General features: G+C 69.9%; 14 protein-coding genes and 1 pseudogene. 11 read left to right on the top strand and 4 right to left on the bottom strand.

Annotation, left to right across the window (positions count from 1 at the left end):
- Window positions 1-5 precede the first annotated feature (5 nt).
- Complete coding sequence (locus tag KBY95_RS06620) at window positions 6-1,097, top strand: hypothetical protein (protein ID WP_254964174.1); 1,092 nt, start codon at window positions 6-8, stop codon at window positions 1,095-1,097.
- A gap of 89 nt (window positions 1,098-1,186) precedes the next feature.
- Window positions 1,187-3,085 carry an adenylate/guanylate cyclase domain-containing protein gene (locus KBY95_RS06615; RefSeq protein ID WP_254964173.1) on the top strand — a complete coding sequence of 633 codons (1,899 nt, stop codon included), beginning with the start codon at window positions 1,187-1,189 and terminating at the stop codon, window positions 3,083-3,085.
- Here the strand turns inward: KBY95_RS06615 and speA are convergent.
- Window positions 3,070-5,064, bottom strand: a complete 1,995-nt coding sequence (gene speA, locus KBY95_RS06610) for a biosynthetic arginine decarboxylase (protein WP_254964172.1) — start codon at window positions 5,062-5,064, stop codon at window positions 3,070-3,072. The genes KBY95_RS06615 and speA overlap by 16 nt on opposite strands.
- A gap of 128 nt (window positions 5,065-5,192) precedes the next feature.
- Here speA and ndk point away from each other — a divergent pair, with 128 nt between their 5' ends.
- The 3 genes and pseudogenes from ndk to KBY95_RS06595 all read left to right on the top strand — a co-directional run.
- Entirely contained in the window at window positions 5,193-5,651 is a 459-nt protein-coding gene (ndk, locus tag KBY95_RS06605; RefSeq protein WP_254964171.1) for a nucleoside-diphosphate kinase, read from the top strand.
- A 34-nt stretch (window positions 5,652-5,685) separates the two neighbouring features.
- Complete coding sequence (locus KBY95_RS06600; protein ID WP_254964170.1) at window positions 5,686-6,372, top strand: FecR family protein; 687 nt, start codon at window positions 5,686-5,688, stop codon at window positions 6,370-6,372.
- Window positions 6,372-8,117 (top strand): annotated as a pseudogene (locus tag KBY95_RS06595) (CHASE2 domain-containing protein); the annotation flags it as partial. The gene KBY95_RS06600 and the pseudogene KBY95_RS06595, both read left to right, overlap by 1 nt.
- Before the next feature lie 22 nt (window positions 8,118-8,139).
- Here the strand turns inward: KBY95_RS06595 and thiO are convergent.
- Window positions 8,140-9,315 (bottom strand): glycine oxidase ThiO, encoded by a 1,176-nt coding sequence (gene thiO / locus KBY95_RS06590; protein ID WP_254964169.1) that lies wholly within the window; start codon window positions 9,313-9,315, stop codon window positions 8,140-8,142.
- Window positions 9,316-9,425: 110 nt separating this feature from the next.
- Between thiO and gatB the strand changes: the two genes are divergently transcribed.
- Window positions 9,426-10,907, top strand: coding sequence for an Asp-tRNA(Asn)/Glu-tRNA(Gln) amidotransferase subunit GatB (gatB, locus tag KBY95_RS06585; protein WP_254964168.1), 1,482 nt, complete (start codon window positions 9,426-9,428; stop codon window positions 10,905-10,907).
- Between the two features lie 44 nt (window positions 10,908-10,951).
- Window positions 10,952-12,451, top strand: coding sequence for a 2OG-Fe(II) oxygenase (locus KBY95_RS06580; RefSeq protein WP_254964167.1), 1,500 nt, complete (start codon window positions 10,952-10,954; stop codon window positions 12,449-12,451).
- Here the strand turns inward: KBY95_RS06580 and coaE are convergent.
- The gene (gene coaE / locus KBY95_RS06575; RefSeq protein WP_254964166.1) at window positions 12,444-13,064 is read right to left on the bottom strand and encodes a dephospho-CoA kinase; all 621 of its coding nucleotides are present in this window, start codon (window positions 13,062-13,064) and stop codon (window positions 12,444-12,446) included. The genes KBY95_RS06580 and coaE overlap by 8 nt on opposite strands.
- 16 nt (window positions 13,065-13,080) lie before the next feature.
- On the opposite strand from coaE, the gene argJ reads away from it, so the two are divergent.
- The 4 genes from argJ to KBY95_RS06555 are packed head-to-tail and all read left to right on the top strand — an operon-like array spanning window position 13,081 to window position 17,047.
- Window positions 13,081-14,346 (top strand): bifunctional glutamate N-acetyltransferase/amino-acid acetyltransferase ArgJ, encoded by a 1,266-nt coding sequence (gene argJ, locus KBY95_RS06570; RefSeq protein WP_396094881.1) that lies wholly within the window; start codon window positions 13,081-13,083, stop codon window positions 14,344-14,346.
- Between the two features lie 46 nt (window positions 14,347-14,392).
- Entirely contained in the window at window positions 14,393-14,974 is a 582-nt protein-coding gene (locus tag KBY95_RS06565; protein ID WP_254964165.1) for a hypothetical protein, read from the top strand.
- Window positions 14,975-15,008: 34 nt separating this feature from the next.
- A complete protein-coding gene (locus KBY95_RS06560) occupies window positions 15,009-15,350 on the top strand; it encodes a hypothetical protein (RefSeq protein WP_254964164.1) in 342 nt (113 codons plus the stop codon).
- Complete coding sequence (locus KBY95_RS06555; protein WP_254964163.1) at window positions 15,350-17,047, top strand: AarF/ABC1/UbiB kinase family protein; 1,698 nt, start codon at window positions 15,350-15,352, stop codon at window positions 17,045-17,047. Before KBY95_RS06560 ends, KBY95_RS06555 begins: the two co-directional genes overlap by 1 nt.
- 11 nt (window positions 17,048-17,058) lie before the next feature.
- Here the strand turns inward: KBY95_RS06555 and eno are convergent, their stop codons facing one another.
- The gene (gene eno / locus KBY95_RS06550; protein WP_254964162.1) at window positions 17,059-18,354 is read right to left on the bottom strand and encodes a phosphopyruvate hydratase; all 1,296 of its coding nucleotides are present in this window, start codon (window positions 18,352-18,354) and stop codon (window positions 17,059-17,061) included.
- Window positions 18,355-18,436: the final 82 nt, after the last annotated feature.

Genomic DNA, 18,436 nt, shown 5'->3' with positions numbered 1-18,436 from the left:
CGCTGATGCGATCCCACCGGCTCCTGTTGACGGCCTTGGCGGCGGCCCTGGCCTGGCCCGCCGCCAGTGCGGCCACCCCTGCGGGATCAGCGGTGGTCCAGGAGATTCTCGATGGCAATGAGCTCTTCATCGAGCGCCGTCAGGCCCGCCTGATGGAGAAAGCTCTCGCGCCCGAACTGGTCCGCACCCAGAACAGCCGCGGTCAGCTGGGCTTTGCCAGTGGAGCCGCTGGCCGCCTCAACCGCTTCACCCAGTTGCGCCTCGGCAGCACCTGCTTTCTGCTCAGCAGCGGCCAGATCCTGGTGTCCGGTTCGCAGAACGGTTGCACCCGTTCCTCGCGGCTGAGCACCCGGGGAACCAACTACGTGATCACCCTGCGCGACGGCGGCGAGCAGGAGGTGGCGGTGCTGGAGGGCTCGGTGGAGCTCCAGCCCCTTGCCGATGGACGGCCCCTGCCTGGGGCGCCGATCCTCGTGGCGGGGGGCACCAGGGTGGGGCTCTCCAGCCAGGGGGCCCTGCTCTGGCAGCGACCCCTGACGGCGGACGACTACGCCGCCATCCTGCGGGGGCCCCTGTTCGAGGGGTTCACGGCTCCCCTGCCCGGCATGGCGGCGCTGGAGGCCTTCGTGCAGCGCCGTTTCCCCGGGGTGATCCCCGCCCCAACCAGCCCGTCGCTCAGCCGTGACCCCCTGGTGGAGATCATCAACCGCTACCGGGCCCAGGGCGGGCGCCCCGCCCTGCAACCCCTGCCGGCAGCCCTGGCCGCCCAGAACGCCACCTATCTGGCCCCGGTGCTGGAGGGGGTGCTGGCCAGCGGCGACTGTGACCACGACCGTTCCCTCTGGGATGCGTTCCAGAACCGCATGGCGGGGTCGGCCAACCTGATGCCCACCAGTGAGGTGATCGCCTGCCCGATGCCGGCCGGCGCCTGGAACCCGGAGGCCATCGTGTCGCGCTGGATGGGCTCGCCCCTGCACACCCAGATTCTGATCAACCGTCCCAGGGCCCGGTCCATCGACTGTGTGCGGCTGGAGCGTTCCGGCCGGGTCGTGGCCATCTGCACCCTCTGGAGCCCCGTGGCAGAGCGGACCCCGTAGGCACCAGCCTGCGTCCGCCAAGGCGGCTTCCCCGATGATGGGGGCCTGTCAGGCGCTAACGCCACCACCACCGGGAGGGGTACGACGAGATGGCGCGGTCCCGAACCTTCAGCGTCCTCGTGCTGGCTGTGTTGGCCTGGGTGGGGGTCAGCTCCGGTTGGCCAGGGCCCCGGATGAGGGTCTGGGAACGGGGTGTGGAGCAGCAACTGCTGCTGCTGCGCGGTCCGCGGCGCCCCCCGCCGAACGTGGTGCTGGTCACGGTCGATGACGCCACCCTCCAGCAGGGCGACTGGTTCGGGGAGGAGGGCCGCATCCCGGAATGGGCCAGGGGGGTCGGCAGCCTCCCCTGGCCCCGCGCCACCTACGGCATGGTGGCGGAGAAGCTGCTGCAGGCCGGTGCCAAGTCCGTGGCCGTCAACGTGGTCTTCGCCGGTGCCAGCGGCAAGGGGGAGGCCGATGATGAGGCCCTCGAGCTGCGGTTGCGGCGCTACCCCGGCCGTGTCGCCCTGGCGGCCGAGATGCTCGAATCCAGTGATGCCCAGGGGGCCGGCTCCCTCAGCTTCGTGCGGCCGGAGCGCTTCCTGGCGGCCATCGGCGGCACCGGTTCCCTGGGGCTCACCAACATCCTCGCCGGCACCTCCAGCGAGGCCAGCCGCCACCCGGAGGCCTACGCCAGCGGCGTGCTCGTCGCCCGTGGTGCCGAAGGCCACAGGGCCCTCTCCTCCACGCTGCTGCGGCTGGGGGGGCACCGCAGTCGCCAGGACGACCGTCTCAGCGCCTTGAATTTCTATGGCCCGGAGGGCAGCTTCCAGCGTCTGCCGGCCTGGGAAGTGCTCGACCCCGAGCGCTGGAAGAGCCATCCGCTGCGCAAGAACCTGGCCGGTTCGGTGGTTCTGCTCGGTCCCGTCGTCGCCCAGGGGGCCGATGGCTACCCCACCCCCTTCGGCAACCTGTCGGGATTGGAGGTGCTGGCCACCGCCACCGCCAACTCGCTGCAGGGGGATGGTCTGCAGCCCTGGCCCCGAAGCGCGCCGGGACGGGCCCTGCTGGCCCTGGTGCCCCTGCTGATCGTGCTGGCGGCGGCCCGGCGACGGGTGAACCTGCGCGGGCGTCTCGTGCTGGTGGCCCTGATGCTGGTGCTCCAGGGCGCCGCCGTCACCTTGGCGTTGCAGCAGGCCCACCGCTGGCTGCCGCTTCTGGCGCCGGTCTCGGGTCTGGCCCTGCTGGGCCTGCTCTACGGCGGCGATGCCTACCTGAGGGAGGGGCAGGAGCGGCGACGGTTGCGCCGCACCTTCGAACGCTATGTGGCGCCGGGGGTGGTGGCGGAGATTCTCTCCGATCCGGAATCGGCCCAGGGCATCCTGCGCGGCCGTCTGCTGGAGGTGACCGTGCTGATGACCGACATCAAGGGATTCACGGTCCTCACCAAGCAGCGCAGCGGCGAAGGCCAGAGTGAGCTGCATGTGCTCCAGCTCAATGAGTATCTGGGCGCCATGGTGGAAGTGGTCATGGCCCATGGCGGCACCGTCGATAAGTTCATCGGCGATGCGGTGATGGCCGTGTTCGGCTCACCGGTGAGCCGGGGGGTGGCCGAGGAGGCCAGCCAGGCGGTGCGCTGCGCCCTGGCGATGCGAGAAGCCCTGGCCGGCCTCAACGAGGACTGGGGCCGCCGCGGCATCGCCACGCTGGACAACGGCATCGGTCTGGCCAGCGGCCAGGTGATGGTGGGCCAGATCGGCAGCCCCCGCCGGATGGAATTCACCGTGATCGGGGACACAGTCAACCTGTCGGCCCGGCTGGAGTCGGCCACCCGGACTGTGGACGCGGCGGTGGTCTGCGACGCCCAGACCGCCAGCCTGATTCAGGCTGATGCGGGCCTCGACTCCCGTTCCCTTGGGGCCCAGCCCGTGAAGAGTCTGGGGGAGGTGGAGATCTTCACCGTGTCGCTCCGGGATCAGGCCTCCAGGGAAGGTCAGGCCTCCAGATAGGTCGTCTGCTCCAGGCTGGCCCGCAGGTGGGCCATCAGGCGCCGGGCGTCGCTGATGGCCAGGTCGCCCCGGCCGATGGCCTGCTCGCTGGCCAGACGCAGCCGCTCCAGCAGCAGGGCCGGGTTGTGCTCCATCGCTTCCAGCACCTCGGCGTTGGTGTTGCCCCGCACGACGTGCTCGACCCGGTAGCTGCCGCCGGCCGCCAGCCGGATGTGCACGGCGTTGGTGCTGCCGAAGAGGTTGTGCAGGTTGCCCATCACCTCCTGGTAGGCCCCGCCCAGGAACAGCCCGATCCAGTAGGGCTCTCCGGGCCGCAGGTTGTGGAGTTCCAGCAGGGGCTTGACCTGGCCCCGATCGATGAAGCGGGCGATCTTGCCGTCGGAATCGCAGGTGAGGTCGGCGAAGCTGCCCAGCCGGGTGGGACGTTCATCCAGCCGGTGGATCGGCAGCACCGGGAAGAGCTGGTCGATGGCCCAGGTGTCCGGCGCCGAGCGGAACACCGAGAGGTTGGCGTAGTACGTGCCGGCCAGGGCCGCCGGCAGGGCCTGCAGCTCCTGGGGGATCACGGTGCCTGTGGGTAGGCCCTCGAGCTGGAAGGCAATCGCCTGGCAGCTCGCCCAGGTGAGTCGCTCAGCCGTGGCCCGCTCCGGCAGGCTCAGGTAGCCGAGCCGGAAGGCGGTGAGGGCGTCCTCCTTGAACTTGAGGGCATCGTTCCAGGCCTCCTGCAGCCGCTCCACCACCGCCCGCTCGTTCCCGTCCTCCCCATCGACGCTGCCCCCCGCAGCGATCGCCGTGATCACCGCATGGGTGTCACGCAGGTTGCGCAGGATCAGGGCCTCGCCCTCGGCTTGCGGCGGCAGCGCCTCGCTGTCGCTGTGGCCGCCGGCTCCGAGCACGTCGAACACCAGCACGCTGAAGTGGCTGGCCAGGGCCCGGCCGCTCTCGCTCACCAGCGTGGGGGGCCGGATGCCGTGGGGCTCGCAGCACTCCTTGATGGTGGCGACGACGTCGTTGGCGTAGTTCTGAAGGGAGTAGTTGGTGGAGGCGGCGGTGGCGGTGCGGCTGCCGTCGTAGTCGATGCCCAGGCCGCCACCCACGTCGAGGAATCCCATCGGGGCCCCCAGGCGGGTGAGCTCGGCGTAGATCTGGCCGGCCTCCTGCAGGGCGTCCTTGAGGACGGCGATGTCGTTGATCTGGCTGCCGACGTGGAAGTGCAGCAGACGCAGGTCGTTGAGCAGGCCGGCCTTCCGCAGCCGTTCCACGGTGGTGAGCACATCGGGGATCGAGAGGCCGAATTTGGCCCGCTCGCCCACCGAGCTGCCCCAGCGCCCGGTGCTGCGGGCTGACAACTTGGCGCGAATGCCGATGAACGGCGCCCCGCCCAGGGCGCTGCTGGCGGCGATGATCCGCTCCACTTCGTCGGCCTGCTCGATCACCACCACCGGTTGGCGCCCCAGGCGCCGGGCCAGGATCGCCGTCTCGATGTAGCGCCGGTCCTTGTAGCCGTTGCAGATCAGCAGGGCGTCAGGATCGTCGAGCAGGGACAGGGCGATCAGCAGCTCGGCCTTGCTGCCCGCCTCCAGCCCGAAGTGCCAGCGACGGCCGCTCTCCACCAGCTGCTCCACCACGTGGCGCTGCTGGTTGCACTTCACCGGGAACACCCCCTGGTAGCGGCCGTTGTAGCCGTACTGGGCGATGGCCCGCTCGAAGGCGCCGTGGAGACGCTCGAGCCGGTCCTCGAGGATGTCGTCGAAGCGGATCAGCAGCGGCAGGGTCAGGTCGCGCCCCTGCAGCTCCCGCACCAGCTCCACCAGATCGAGGGAGCCGCCGCGGTCGCCGCGGGGCTGCACCATCACATGGCCCCGGGCGCCGACGCTGAAGTAAGGCTCGCCCCAGCGGTCGAGTCCATAGAGGGCGGCCCCGTCGGCGGCGCTCCAGCTGTCGGCGCGCAGGCCGCTGGGGGAATCGGCGAGCACCATGGGGCGCTGGGTGGCTCTGCACTGCCGTTGGAATCTAGTCAGCCGCTCCAGGCGGGCTGCTGTGGTGTGGCCGCTTGCCAAGCGGCAGGCCCAGCGCGGACGATGGCCCGATCCCCTTTCCCTTTGCCATGGCCACCGAACGCACCTTCCTCGCCATCAAGCCCGACGGGGTGCAGCGGGGCCTGGTGGGCGAGATCCTCGGCCGCTTCGAGACCAAGGGCTTCAAGCTGGTGGGCCTGAAGCAGCTGGTGCCCAGCCGCGAACTGGCCGAAAGCCATTACGGCGTGCACCGGGAGCGGCCGTTCTTTGCTGGCCTGGTCGACTTCATCACCAGCGGGCCGGTGGTGGCCATGGTGTGGGAAGGGGATGGGGTGATCGCCAGCGCCCGCAAGCTGATCGGCGCCACCAAGCCCCTGGAGGCCGAGCCCGGCACCATCCGCGGCGACCTGGCGGTGAACATCGGCCGCAACGTCATCCACGGCTCCGATGCGCCGGAAACAGCCGTCTTCGAGATCGGTCTCTGGTTCGCGCCCTCCGAGCTGTGTGAGTGGACGCCGGCCGACCAGGTGTGGCGGGTCGAGCCCTGAGCGGCCATCCTGGAGACCTTCGCGTCCCCGGGCCATGGTGCTGCGCAGGTGCCTCCGTCATCCCAGGACGCTGAGCCTGGCGGCCGCGGCTGTGGTCGTCTCCGGCCTGGCCCATGTTCTGCCCGTTGTCACGGCCGCTCCCCGGGTGCCCCGGGTGGTGGATGTGCCCTCGCGTCCGGCGTTCGTGAGGCCTCAGGCGGCGCCCGAGCGGCCGGCCCTGGTGGGCCAGGTGCTCGGGCCTGCCACCGTGCTGCGCACCGAAAACCCCGGCCGGCTTCAGATCCTGCTGGCCGATGGGCGGAACTTCCGGCTGGGGGGTAACGCCCTGCTGCGGATCGAGCCGAGCCTGCTCGACCTGGTCCGCGGCCGGATCATCGCCTGGATCGATCCGGGATCAAAAGGCACCACGCCGCTTCGGGTCCGCACCCGGGTGGGCACCGCCTCGATCCAGGGCACCACGGTCTTCATCGAGGACACCTCCGAGACCGTGCTCTTCCTCAGCTGGGAGGGGGACGTGGAGGTGCGCGCCAATGACGGCACCTTGTTTCGGTTGACCAGTGGCCAGCGTCTGGAGGCCACGCCCCAGGGTTGGAAGGGCCCCCATCGGATGGAGGCGGCGGAGACGCGGCAGCGGCGGCGGAACAGTGAGCTGCTGAATGGCTTCGAGGCTCCGATGCAGACGCTGCCTGTGATCGAGCGCGAACTCGGGCTCAGCCCCTGATGCTCTCCAGGCCTGGCCTGGGGCGCCGGCTCTCGTGGCTGGCCCTGGCCCTCCCCCTGCTGGCGGGTCTTGACCGGGTCCCCCTCACTCCCCTTGGTCAGGGGCCGCGGCTGCTCGATGATCAGCTCCTGCAGGCCTTTTTCCTGCTGCGGGGGGCCCGTCCCGCCCCCCCCGATCCGGTGATCCTGGCCATCGATGCCGACTCCCTGGAACTGGGGGAGCTGCTGGCCCCGGGCGAACGCCAGGCGTCGCCCCTTTGGAGGGAGATGGGCCCCTGGCCCTGGCCGCGGGCCCTGCAGGCCCGGCTGGCGGCCCACGTGCTGGAGCGGGGGGCGGCCCGGGTGCTGTTCAACGTCGAGTACAGCCAGCCCAGCCGCTACGGCCCGGCCGATGATCGGGCCTTCGCCGCCAGCCTCGCCCCCTGGCGGCAGCGGGTGCATCTGGCCGTCCACTACGACCTGCGCCAGGAGGGGGGGCTGGAGCAGAGCCGGCTGCGGCGGCCCCTCCACCAGCTGGGTGCCCCCGGCTTGACCACCCTGCTCCAGTCCCCCCGCGGGGTGGTGGAGGCGGTGCCGGGCGAAGACTGGATCCGCTCCAGGCTGGGCGCGTTCCCGCCCCCCCTGCCCCGGCCGATGGCCTTCCTGGCGCGTCCGGCGCCACCGCCGGTGGCACCAATGGGGCTCAACTACCCCGGCCCCGCCGGCACCATGCCCCGGGTGCCGGCCTGGCGGGTGCTGGAGGCGCCGTCGTCCACCTGGCGGGGACGCACCGTGCTGATCGGGGTCACGGCCCCGGGCCTGGGGGACCTTCAGGAGACGCCCGTCGGCCCCATGGCCGGCACGGAGATCCAGGCGGTGGCGCTCGCCAACGTGCTGCAGAACCGTGGCCTGATCCGGCTGCCCCTGGCGGGGGATGGGCTGCTGCTGCTGGGCTGGGGGTGTGTGGCGGGGCTGCTGCTGCGGCGTCCTGCCAGTGCCGGCGGGACCCTGCAGGTGGTGCTGCTCCTGGCGGCGACGGCGCTGCTTGCCGGCTGGGCCCTTTGGGCTCTGGCCCTGCTGCGTCTGCCCCTGGCCGCCCTGCTGCTGGCTCCGGTCGCCGGGGGCGGGGTGCGGGCCGTGGGCCAGGGGCTGGCGGAGAGCCGGGAGCGGGCCTACCTGCACCAGGTGCTGAGCCGGCGCATCTCCCCCACCCTGCTGCGCGACATCCTGCGCAGCCCCGGGCCCGTATGGAACCAGGCCGTGGGCAGTCGTGCCCGCTGCGCCGTGCTGTTCAGCGACCTGGTGGGGTTCACGCCCCTGAGTGCCGTGCTCGCGCCCGCCGAGCTGTTCACCCTGCTGAACCGCTACTTCGAGGCGATGGCCGCGGCGGTGCTGGAGCAGGAGGGCCTGCTCGACAAATTCATCGGTGATGCGGTGATGGCGGAGTTCGGGGTGCCCCGCAGCCGTGGGGATGCCCAGGAGGCCCGGGCCGCGGTGCGGGCCGCCCTGGCCATGCAGGAGCGCCTGGAGGCCTTGAACCTTGAGCTGGCCGCGGCGGGCGCACCGCCGCTGCGGCACGGGATCGGCTTGCACTTCGGGGAGGTGATCGCCGGCAACCTGGGCTCCTCCCAGCGCCTGGAGTTCACGGTGGTGGGGGCCAGCGTCAACGTCACCAGCCGCCTGGAGGGTCTGACGCGACTGTTCCTCGAGCACCCGATCCTGATCAGCGGCGATCTGCTGGCGCTGCTGCCGGGGGAGCTGGCCGTGCTGCCGCTGGGCAGCCACACCCTCAAAGGCTGGCCCGTGCCCCTGGAGGTGTATGCGCTCCAGGGGCTGCAGGCTGGGGCCGGTCCCAGCGAAAGGGCGCCAGCCGTTCGGGGCTCGCCCAGGAGCCCTGGCCGGCCGCGGTGATCGCGTCGGCGATCAGCTCCGCCGTGATGGCCGCCAGCAGCACGCCGTTGCGGTGGTGGCCCGTGGCCAGCCAGAGCCCCTCGATGGGTCCGGGGCCCAGCAGCGGCATGTTGTCGGGGGTGCCGGGCCGGAAGCCCCACCAGCGCTCCATCGGCGGCCACAGGGCGGCCTCCGGCAGCAGGGCGACCAGGCCCTGCTGCAGCTGCTTCTGTCCCTCGGGGGTGAGGCCGTCATCGAAGCCGGCCTGCGGTTCGCTGGTGGCGCCGACCACCAGCAGGCCGTCCTCCCGCGGCACCAGGTAGGTGCCGGGTCCGAACACGACCCGCTCCAGGCTGGCCCTGGGACCCTGCAGCGACAGCATCTGGCCCTTCACCGGATGGACCGGCAGCGAGGGCAGCAGCCGGCCACTCCAGGCGCCGCAGGCGAGCACCGCCGTGGTGGCGGCGATCATGTGCTCGCCCCCCTCGGCGCGGCGCAGCCGCACCCCCCGCAGGCGTCCGCTGTCCCCGGTGAGCAGCTCCAGCACCTCGGTGCCCTCCTCGAAGCGCACCCCCAGGGCGGCGCAGGCCCGCTCCAGGGCGCGCATCAGGCGGCGGCGGTTGTCGATCTGACCGTCCTGGGCAAACAGCAGGCCCGCCCGCCAGGCGGGCCCGATGCCGGGCACCTGCCGCTCCAGGCCGGCGCGGTCGAGGGGCTCGCCGAAGGCGGCCGTGGGGTAGGCCTCCCGCTCGGCGGCTGTGGTGAAGGGGACGACGATGCCGCAGGGGCGCAGGCCGCAGGCCAGGCCGCTGTCGGCCTCGATGCGGGCCACCCAGGCCGGAATGCGCTCCAGGCTGGCCTGGCCCAGGGCCAGCATCGGCCCACTGAGCCCCTCGGCGTGGGGGGCCAGCATCCCGGCGGCCACGAAGCCAGCCGCCTCGCTGCGGCGGCGGCTGAGCACGGTGGTGGAGCGGCCGAGACGGGCCAGCTGATGGGCGATGGCCAGGCCCACCAGGCCACCACCGAGGATCAGGACGGGTTCGGCGTCGGGAAGGGGGCCAGCCAGGGCGCGCATCTCCAGTTCGGAAGGCTTTCATTCAAGCGGCTGCCCGCCGCTGCCTAGTATCGCCACCAGTGCTTCCGGCCGAGCGCGGGGGGCCGACAGCGCCGGCAGGACTCGCGACCATGGCTGAAGCAAAGGAACAGGGGGCCTGGGAGGCCGTCATCGGCCTGGAAACCCACGTGCAGCTGGGCACCGCCAGCAAGATCTTCACCGCCGCCTCCACTACCTTCGGCGACGAGCCCAACACCCACATCGATCCGGTCGTGTGCGGCCTGCCCGGCACCCTGCCGGTGCTGAACCAGAAGGTGCTGGAGTACGCGGTCAAGGCGTCGTTGGCCCTCAACCTGCAAGTGGCGGAGCACAGCAAGTTCGACCGCAAGCAGTACTTCTATCCCGACCTGCCCAAGAACTACCAGATCTCCCAGTACGACCAGCCAATCGCTGAGGACGGCTGGATCGAGGTCGAGGTGGCCGAGAAAGGCAAGGACACCTACCTGAAAAAGGTGGGTATCGAGCGGCTGCACATGGAGGAAGACGCCGGCAAGCTTGTGCATGCCGGCAGCGACCGGCTGGCCGGCTCCACCCATTCGCTCGTTGATTACAACCGGGCCGGGGTGGCCCTGGCCGAGATTGTCAGCAAGCCGGACCTGCGCACCGGTCGGGAGGCGGCCGAGTACGCCTCCGAGATCCGCCGCATCATGCGCTACCTGGGCGTCAGCGACGGCAACATGCAGGAGGGTTCCCTGCGCTGCGACGTCAACATCTCCGTGCGCCGCGGGCCCGAAGCCCCCTTCGGCGTCAAGGTGGAGATCAAGAACATGAACTCCTTCTCAGCGATCCAGAAGGCCATCGATTTCGAGATCGCCCGCCAGATCAAGGCCTACGAATCCGGCGAGCCGGTGGTGCAGGAAACCCGCCTCTGGGACGAGGGCAAGCAACTCACCAAGAGCATGCGCAGCAAGGAGGGGGCCAGCGACTATCGCTACTTCCCCGAGCCCGATCTGGGCCCGATCGAGGTGACACCTACCCAGCGGGAAAGCTGGCGCGCCGAGCTTCCCGAACTGCCGGCCGCCAAGCGCCACCGCTACGCGGAAGGCTTGGGCCTCTCGATCTACGACGCCCGCGTGCTCACCGATGAGCGCCCCATGGCGGAGTACTTCGAGGCGGCGGTGGCTGCCGGCGGAGACCCCAAGGCCGTGGCCAACTGGGTGACGGGTGACATCGCCGCCCATGTCAACGCCAACCGGCTGTCGATCACCGAGCTGCCCCTGGGGCCCGAGCAGCTGGCCGAGATGGTGCACTTGATCGAGACGGGCACGATCAGCGGCAAGATCGCCAAGGATCTGCTGCCAGAACTGCTGGAGCAGGGCGGATCGGCCAGGGAGATCGTCGAATCCCGCGGCCTGGGCATGATCAGCGACCCGGCGGCGATTGCCACGATCGTGGCGGAGTTGCTGGCGGCCCACCCCGAGGAGGTGGAGGCCTTCCGCGGCGGTAAGAACAAGTTGCAGGGCTTCTTCGTGGGGCAGCTGATGAAGCGCACCGGCGGCCGCGCCGATCCCAAACTGGCCAACCGGATCCTCAGCGAGCAGCTGAAGGGCTGAAGCCCATGGGCTGTTCCATGCCGGGATGACTCTGTAGTTCTGAGATGTCGATCGCTCTTCCCAGGTTCGGGGCCCAGCCTTACCAGCTGATGGAAACACCTGCTTCTCTGCAGGCCGCGATCGATGCTGAATACGGTCGCCTGACCTTCAGGCCCATTGCTGAAGCAGTGAATTCGGATGCTGACTATGGCGCCGCTGTGGTGCACGGTATTTCCTCAGTGGATGAACCTGCTCCCCGTATCGATTGTGCCTCAATCAGCGATGAACTCATGGATCTTGCCTTTTCGCAGCTCACGCCACTGATCGAGGATTGGGCTGGTTGTCGATTGGAGCGCAGCTGGGGCTACGGCATTCGTAGTTACGGGCCAGGTTCGGTTCTGCACATTCATCGCGATCGGGTGGATACCCATGTTGTTAGTTGCATCCTGCACGTAGCGGACCGTTCGGTTCAGCCATGGCCGCTTGATTTCATTAGCCATGATGGTGATCACCATGCTGTTCTCTTTGAGGCCGGCAGCATGTTGTTTTACGAGAGTCTTTGTCCCCATGGGCGCACCCAGCCCTTCCGTGGGGACTATTACCGCAACATGTACTTGCACTGGCGTCCCCTCGATTGGGATCCCGTGTCCTACAGGAGCTTGCGCTGTAAGTTCGCCAGCCTGCATGAGGCGCAGCAGGACTGTCAACGCCTTGCTCGTGCCCAGTTGGTGGCCACTGTTCCTGAGGATTGGCAGGACTGGTTACGCCTTAACAAGGCTCGTGGGTGTGCTCGCGAGGGAATGGTGGAGAAAGCTGAAATCGAAGCCGGCCTGGCTCATGCTGCCATTGAGGCTGTGCTTGACCAGTTTCCAGATGCCAAGGCCAGCTTGGCTTCAGCCGCCCCGCTGGATGCAGCCGATGCTCCTGCTTGGCTGGATTGGTTTGCCGTCCCGCTAACGCACCAAGACTACCAGCCGAGGGCCTGGCGGCTGGACACCCCATTGGCCCAGGTTTACGAACTGCCGGATTTTCTCTCCCGCCAGGATTGTGAGGAGTTGATGTCTGCGATTGACCGTTGCCTTGTGCCCTCCACGGTCACCCGTGGCGATAGTAGCTATCGCACCAGTCGCACTTGTCATCTCGGTGGTGTGGATCCAGATCTGGTGACTCGGCTTGAGCAGCGGCTGGTCGCTCTTTTTGGCGTTGAGAGATCGTTTTCTGAGCCTTTGCAGGGGCAGCGTTATGACGTGGGTCAGTACTTCAAGGAACACACCGATTGGTTTGAGCCTGGCACCAATGAGTTCGCTGCCCACACCAATCCCGGAGGACAGCGCACATGGACTGTGATGATCTATCTCAACACCGTCGATCGTGGTGGGCAGACCTGCTTTAAGCGACTCGGGCGTTGTTACGCGCCAATTCAGGGCATGGCACTCGCCTGGAACAACCTGATGGCCGAAGGCACTCCCAACCCTTACACGCTGCACGAGGCGATGCCAGTGCAAATTGGCTCAAAATGGGTTGTCACGAAGTGGTTTCGGGCTCGCAAGGGCCGCATCACCTGAGGGGCTCCGGGTCGCTGTTCAGAGCCTGATCCACCTGGTGGGCCAGAGCCTCCGGGCTGCCGCGGTTGTCGATCACCACATCGACCAGGAGCCGTTTGCGGGCTAGGGGCCACTGGGCGGCGATGCGGTCACGGGCCTCCGTCTCCCCGAGCTGGTCACGCCCTATCAGCCGCTGCAGCTGCTGAGATTCCTCACAGTCCACCAGCCACATTTCGGTGCAGAGGTGCTCCAGCCCCGCCTCGAACAGCAACGGGATCATCAGCACGACGGCCGGTGACTCCCGCAGCCGCTCCAGTTCGGCGGCGAAGCGCTGCCGCACCACCGGATGCACCAGCTGCTCCAGCCAGCCGAGTTCGGCGGCGTCGTTGAACACAATCCGCCCCAGGGTCGCCCGGTCCAGAGTCGGCTCCCCCTCGCCCGGCAGCGCCACCCGCGGCCCGTGGCGCGCCAGCACCGCTGCGGATCCGGGGCTGCCCGGCGCAAGTGCCTCACGGGCATAGACATCCGCATCCAGCACCGGCAGACCGCGCTCGGCCAGCAGACGCCCCACCGTGCTCTTGCCGCTGGCGATGCCGCCAGTGAGGCCGATGCGGCGCTGGGGGGAAGGGGCCATCGGGCCACTCTGGTCCGTGCCGTTTCAGGATGCCCCCAGTGGCCGCATCGCCTTGACCTACGCCTGGACCCCGATCCCCGGAGGCGTCACGGCCCCGGAGGGCTTCCTGGCCGCCGCCGTCACCGCCGGCCTGAAGGCCTCCGGCAGGCCGGACCTCTCCCTGCTGCTGGCGCCCCAGGGGGCCGTGTGCGCCGGCACTTTCACCACCTCGCTAGTGAGGGCCGCCTGCGTCGACCTCTGCGCCGAGCGCCTGGCGGCCGGCGGCGGCCACGCCAGGGCGGTGCTCACCAACTCCGGCCAGGCCAACGCCTGCACCGGCGAGCGCGGCCTGGCCGACAGCCTGCGGGCCACCGCCGAGCTGGCCGGGCGGCTGGGCCTGGCGCCCGAAGAGGTGCTGATCTGCTCCACCGGGGTGATCGGCGTGCCGATCCCGATGGAGGTGCTTGTGGCGGGCCTCGATCCCCTCGTGGCCGCCCTCGGCCCCACGGGCGGCGGCGCGGCGGCCGAGGCGATCCTCACCACGGATCTGGTGGTTAAGGAGATCGCCCTGGAGGCCCAGCTGGGCGGCCGCGCTGTGCGCATCGGCGGCATGGCCAAAGGCTCGGGGATGATCCACCCGGACATGGCCACGATGCTGGGCACCCTGACGTGTGATGCCGGTGTGCCGGCCGATGTCTGGCAGGACATGGTGAAGCGGGCGGTGGATCGTTCCTTCAACGCGATCACGGTGGACGGCGACACCAGCACCAACGACACGTTCCTGGCCTTTGCCGCCGGTGAGCCCCTGGGCCCCGAACACTTGGACGCGCTGGAGGCCGGCCTGACGGCGGTGTCGCAGCACCTGGCCCGGGCGATCGCTCGGGATGGCGAGGGCGCCACTTGCCTGATCGAGGTGCGGGTGAAGGGGGCGGCCGATGAGGCCGGCGCCCGCGTCATTGCCCGCACCGTGGCCGGCTCGTCGCTGGTGAAGTGCGCCGTCCACGGCCGCGACCCCAATTGGGGCCGGATCGTGGCCGCCGCCGGCAGGGCCGGGGTGGCCTTCGACCCGCTGGCCGTGGCCCTGTGGCTGGGGGGGCACCAGCTGATGGCGGCGGGCCAGCCCCTGGCCTTCGACCGTCCGGCGGCTTCCGCTTACCTGAAGGCCCGGGCTGCGGGCTCCTATCTCGACGACGACACTGTGGCGATTCGGCTGCAGGTCGGGGAGGGCCCGGGCAGCGGCCTTGCCTGGGGCTGCGACCTCTCGGATCAGTACGTGCGCATCAACGCCGACTACACCACCTGAGGCGACCGGCCCCAGCGCATGGGTGCCGCGGCCGCGGCTGGGCAAGATGGCAGCGATTGCGCTGACGTCGATGGTCACGGCCAGGCCCTCTACCCCTCCCCGCGGGCCCCGCGCCCGCGCCGGATTCCGCTCTGGCTGGGACTGGCGGGTGTGGTGGATCATCGGGCTCTGCTTCGGGCTCAGCTACGGCGCCAGCCTCCGCCTGCTGAGTCTGGGCGGTGAGGAGGAACGGGGCGCCAGCCAGCGCTTCGATGTCCAGGCTGCCCCCGGCACGACGCTGGAATCCCTGCGCCAGCGCTTCGGTGGCGACGCCCGGGAGATCCGTGGAGATCTGGACCTGCTTGAGCTGGAACAGCAGCAGAAACAGGAGGAGGCCGACCTCGAGGAGCGGCGGCGGGGAATGGAGGAGCGGGAGGCGCAGGAGCGGCAGCAGCTGCTCGAGCCGACCGAGGACCCCCTGCAAACCGACCAGCCGGCAGCACCCGGGGCCGCCGATGCCCAGCCCCCCTCCGCTCCCGCCCTGCCGCCGCCGCGGACGCCGCCAGCCCGCGAGCGGGAGGCGTCCGGCCCCGCGCCGATCGCCCCACCTCCCCTGAGCGCCCCGCCGGCTCCCGGAAACCAGCCCTGATCTGCCACAGTTCGGTGAATCCTCCGGCTTTGTCATGAGCGCGCCGCAGTCCCTCGCCATGGCGGCCATGAACCGCCTGGCCGCTCGCCTGGGCAGCGGCCTGGCCGATGCGGCCGCCACCCTGGCGGTTCTCGCCCAGGAGGCGCCTGCGAGGGTGCAGCAGGAACTCAGCCTGTTCTGGGAAGAGGTGGCCATGGAAGCTGAACGGATCGAGAACGACCGCAGTGCTCCGTCCGCCTCCCGGGGGAGCTCGGCTGAGGATCCCCAGGAACGGATCGATGCCGTGCGGGCGAAGGTGGCTGAACTGTCCAGGCGCCTCGATCAGCTTCCTGTGGCCTCCCCCGATGGTCCGCCGCGGTCTCCGGGGCAGGCCTGATGGCGGCCCCGTCCAGCCCCGGGAACCGGCTGTCCCGCCTGTGGCGTCCCCTGCGCATCTGGCGGCTTGTCGTCCAGTTGCTGGCTGGCCTGTGGTGGGATGGCCGTCCCTGGACCTACCCGGGGGGGCGCACCCCCGAACGCCAGGCTGCCCGCCAGCGACGCCGTGCCCGCTGGCTCACGGCCCAGTTCCTCGAGCTCGGTTCCGCCTTCATCAAGCTGGGGCAGCTGCTGTCGGCCCGCCCCGATGTACTCCCCGCTGACGTGGTGGAGGAGCTGGCCCATTTGCAGGACCGGGTGCCGGCCTTCCCCTTCCCCGTGGTGGAGTCGCTGCTGGAGCAGGAGCTTGGTGAGCGCCGGGCGGAGATCATCGATCTGGAGGTGGACCCGCTCGGTTCGGCGAGCCTGGCGCAGGTGCACCGGGCCAGCCTGCGCAGCGGCCGCCAGGTGGTGTTCAAGGTGCAGCGGCCGGGGCTGGAGCGGCTGTTCCGGCTGGATCTGGAGGTGCTGCAGCAAGTGGCGGCCGTGGTGCAGCGCCATCCCCGCTGGGGCGCCGGCCGCGACTGGGTGGGCATCGCCAAGGAATGCCGGCGGGTGCTGCTGCGGGAACTGGATTTCCGCCTGGAGGCGGAGCACGCCGCCCGCTTTCGTCAGCAGTTTCTTGATGATCCCGGCATCCGCATTCCAGCGGTGATCTGGGAACTCAGCTCCCGCCGGGTGCTGTGCCTCGACTATGTGCCCGGCATCAAGATCAACGACCGGGAGGCCCTTGTCCGCGCCGGCATTGATCCAGCGGCGGTGGCGGAAAAGGGGGCCGCCAGCTATCTGCAGCAGCTGGTCCGCTTCGGTTTTTTTCATGCCGATCCCCATCCGGGCAACCTGGCGGTCGCCGGGGATGGGTCGTTGATCTATTACGACTTCGGCATGATGGGCCAGATCTCCGAGCGGCTGCGCAGCCGGCTGGGGCGCATGGTGCGGGCGGCGGCGGCGCGGGATGCCTCAGCCTTGGTGGATGAACTGCAGCAGGCGGGGGTGATCGCCCAGGGCATCGACCCCGGGCCGGTGCGGCGCCTGGTGCGGGTGATGCTCACGGAGGCGCTGACACCACCGTTCAGCGCCAACGTTCTGGACAAGCTCTCGGGCGATCTGTATGAGCTGGTGTACGGCCAGCCGTTTCGCCTGCCCCCGGAGCTGATCTTTGTGATGCGGGCCCTCTCCACCTTCGAGGGGGTGGGCCGCAGCCTCGATCCGGGCTTTAGCCTGATCGCCATCGCCCGTCCCTACCTGCTGCCCCTCATGACCGCCAGCGGTAACGGCCCCAACGAACTGTTCAGCGAGCTCTCCCGCCAGGCGGCTGAAGTGGGCAGCCGGGCCTTCGGCATTCCGCGGCGCCTCGACGAAAGCCTGGCCCGCATCGAACAGGGGGATCTGCAGGTGCTGATCCGGGCCGGTGAAACCGATCGGCTGCTGCGTCGCCTGGCCCTGGCCCAGCAGAGCACCGGTCAGTCGTTTCTGCTGGGGGCACTGGCGGTGGCGGCGGCGCTGCTGGCGGCGAGCAGTCGCCCTGCCCTGGTGGCGGTGCCCCTGGTGTTGGGGCTGCCGGTGGGCCTCTCCTGGCTGAAGCTGCAATCAAGGCTCAAGCGCGATGGCCGCCTTGACCAGCTGCCCGGTGTCGTCCCACCGGCACGGCGGGAGTAGCGGAGGCGGCCTCAGCCCCGGCCCCGCGGCCCCCGGTCTTCCACCCCGGCGTAGATCGCCTGGCTGCCCAGTTCGTCCTCGATGCGCAGCAACTGGTTGTACTTGGCGACCCGGTCGCTGCGGCTGAGCGAACCGGTCTTGATCTGGCCGGCGCGGGTGGCCACGGCCAGGTCGGCGATGGTGGTGTCCTCGGTTTCGCCGCTGCGGTGGCTGATCACGCTGGTGTAGCCGGCGCGGCCAGCGAGATCAATGGCCTGCAGGGTTTCGGTGAGCGAGCCGATCTGGTTCACCTTGATCAGGATCGAATTGGCGATGCCCTGCTCGATCCCCTGCTGCAGACGGGTGGTGTTGGTCACGAACAGGTCGTCACCCACCAGCTGCACCGTGCTCCCCAGGCGCTCGGTCAGCAGGCGCCAGCCCTCCCAGTCGTCCTCGGCCAGGCCATCCTCGATCGAGACGATCGGGAACCGGCTGGCCAGGGCCGCCAGCTGGTCGACCATCTCGGCACTGGTGTAGCTGCCGCCTCCGAAGGCGTAGCGGCCATCGGCATAAAACTCGGTGCTGGCCACGTCGAGGGCCAGGGAGATCTGGTCGCCGGGCCGGTAGCCGGCCTTCTCGATCGCCTGCATCAGCAGCTCACCGGCTGCGTCGTTGCCGGCCAGGTCGGGGGCGAAGCCGCCCTCGTCACCCACCGCCGTGGAGAGACCCTGATCCTTGAGCAGACCCTTGAGGGTGTGGAACACCTCCGCGCCCATGCGCAGGGCCTCGCGGAAGCTGCCGGCCCCGTGGGGCACCAGCATGAATTCCTGGAAGTCGAGGTTGTTGGAGGCGTGGGCGCCACCGTTGATGACGTTCATCAGCGGCACCGGCAAGAGGGTGGCCATGGGGCCGCCCAGGTAGCGGTAGAGGGGCAGGCCCAGGGCCTTGGCGGCCGCGTGGGCGGTGGCCAGGCTCACCGCCAGGATGGCGTTGGCGCCGAGGGCCGACTTGTTGTCGCTGCCGTCGAGCTCGTTCATGGCCTCGTCCACGGCGCCCTGGTCGAGGGCACTCAGGCCGCAGAGGGCCGGGGCGATGCGCTCCTCGATGTTCTCCACCGCCTTGCTGACGCCCTTGCCGAAGTAGGCCTTCTCGCCGTCTCGCAGCTCGTGGGCTTCATGGGCGCCGGTGCTGGCGCCGCTGGGCACGATGGCGCGGCCGCTGGCGCCCCCCTCCAGGTACACCTCGGCCTCCACGGTGGGGGTGCCGCGGGAGTCGAGCACCTCACGGGCCACGATGGAGTCGATGACGAGGTCGAGGGAGTCGTACACAGGGAGTGTGCTGGTGGGCGAATCCTATGGGTGGCCCTCCACCGTTGCCTGTGTTCCCTGCGCCACCCCCCGGCCATAGATC

The sequence above is a fragment of the Cyanobium sp. Aljojuca 7A6 genome, assembly GCF_024346455.1.
Lineage (GTDB): Bacteria > Cyanobacteriota > Cyanobacteriia > PCC-6307 > Cyanobiaceae > Cyanobium.
The sequence above is the reverse complement of the archived record's forward strand: the minus strand, read 5'-3'. Positions and strand labels throughout refer to the sequence as shown.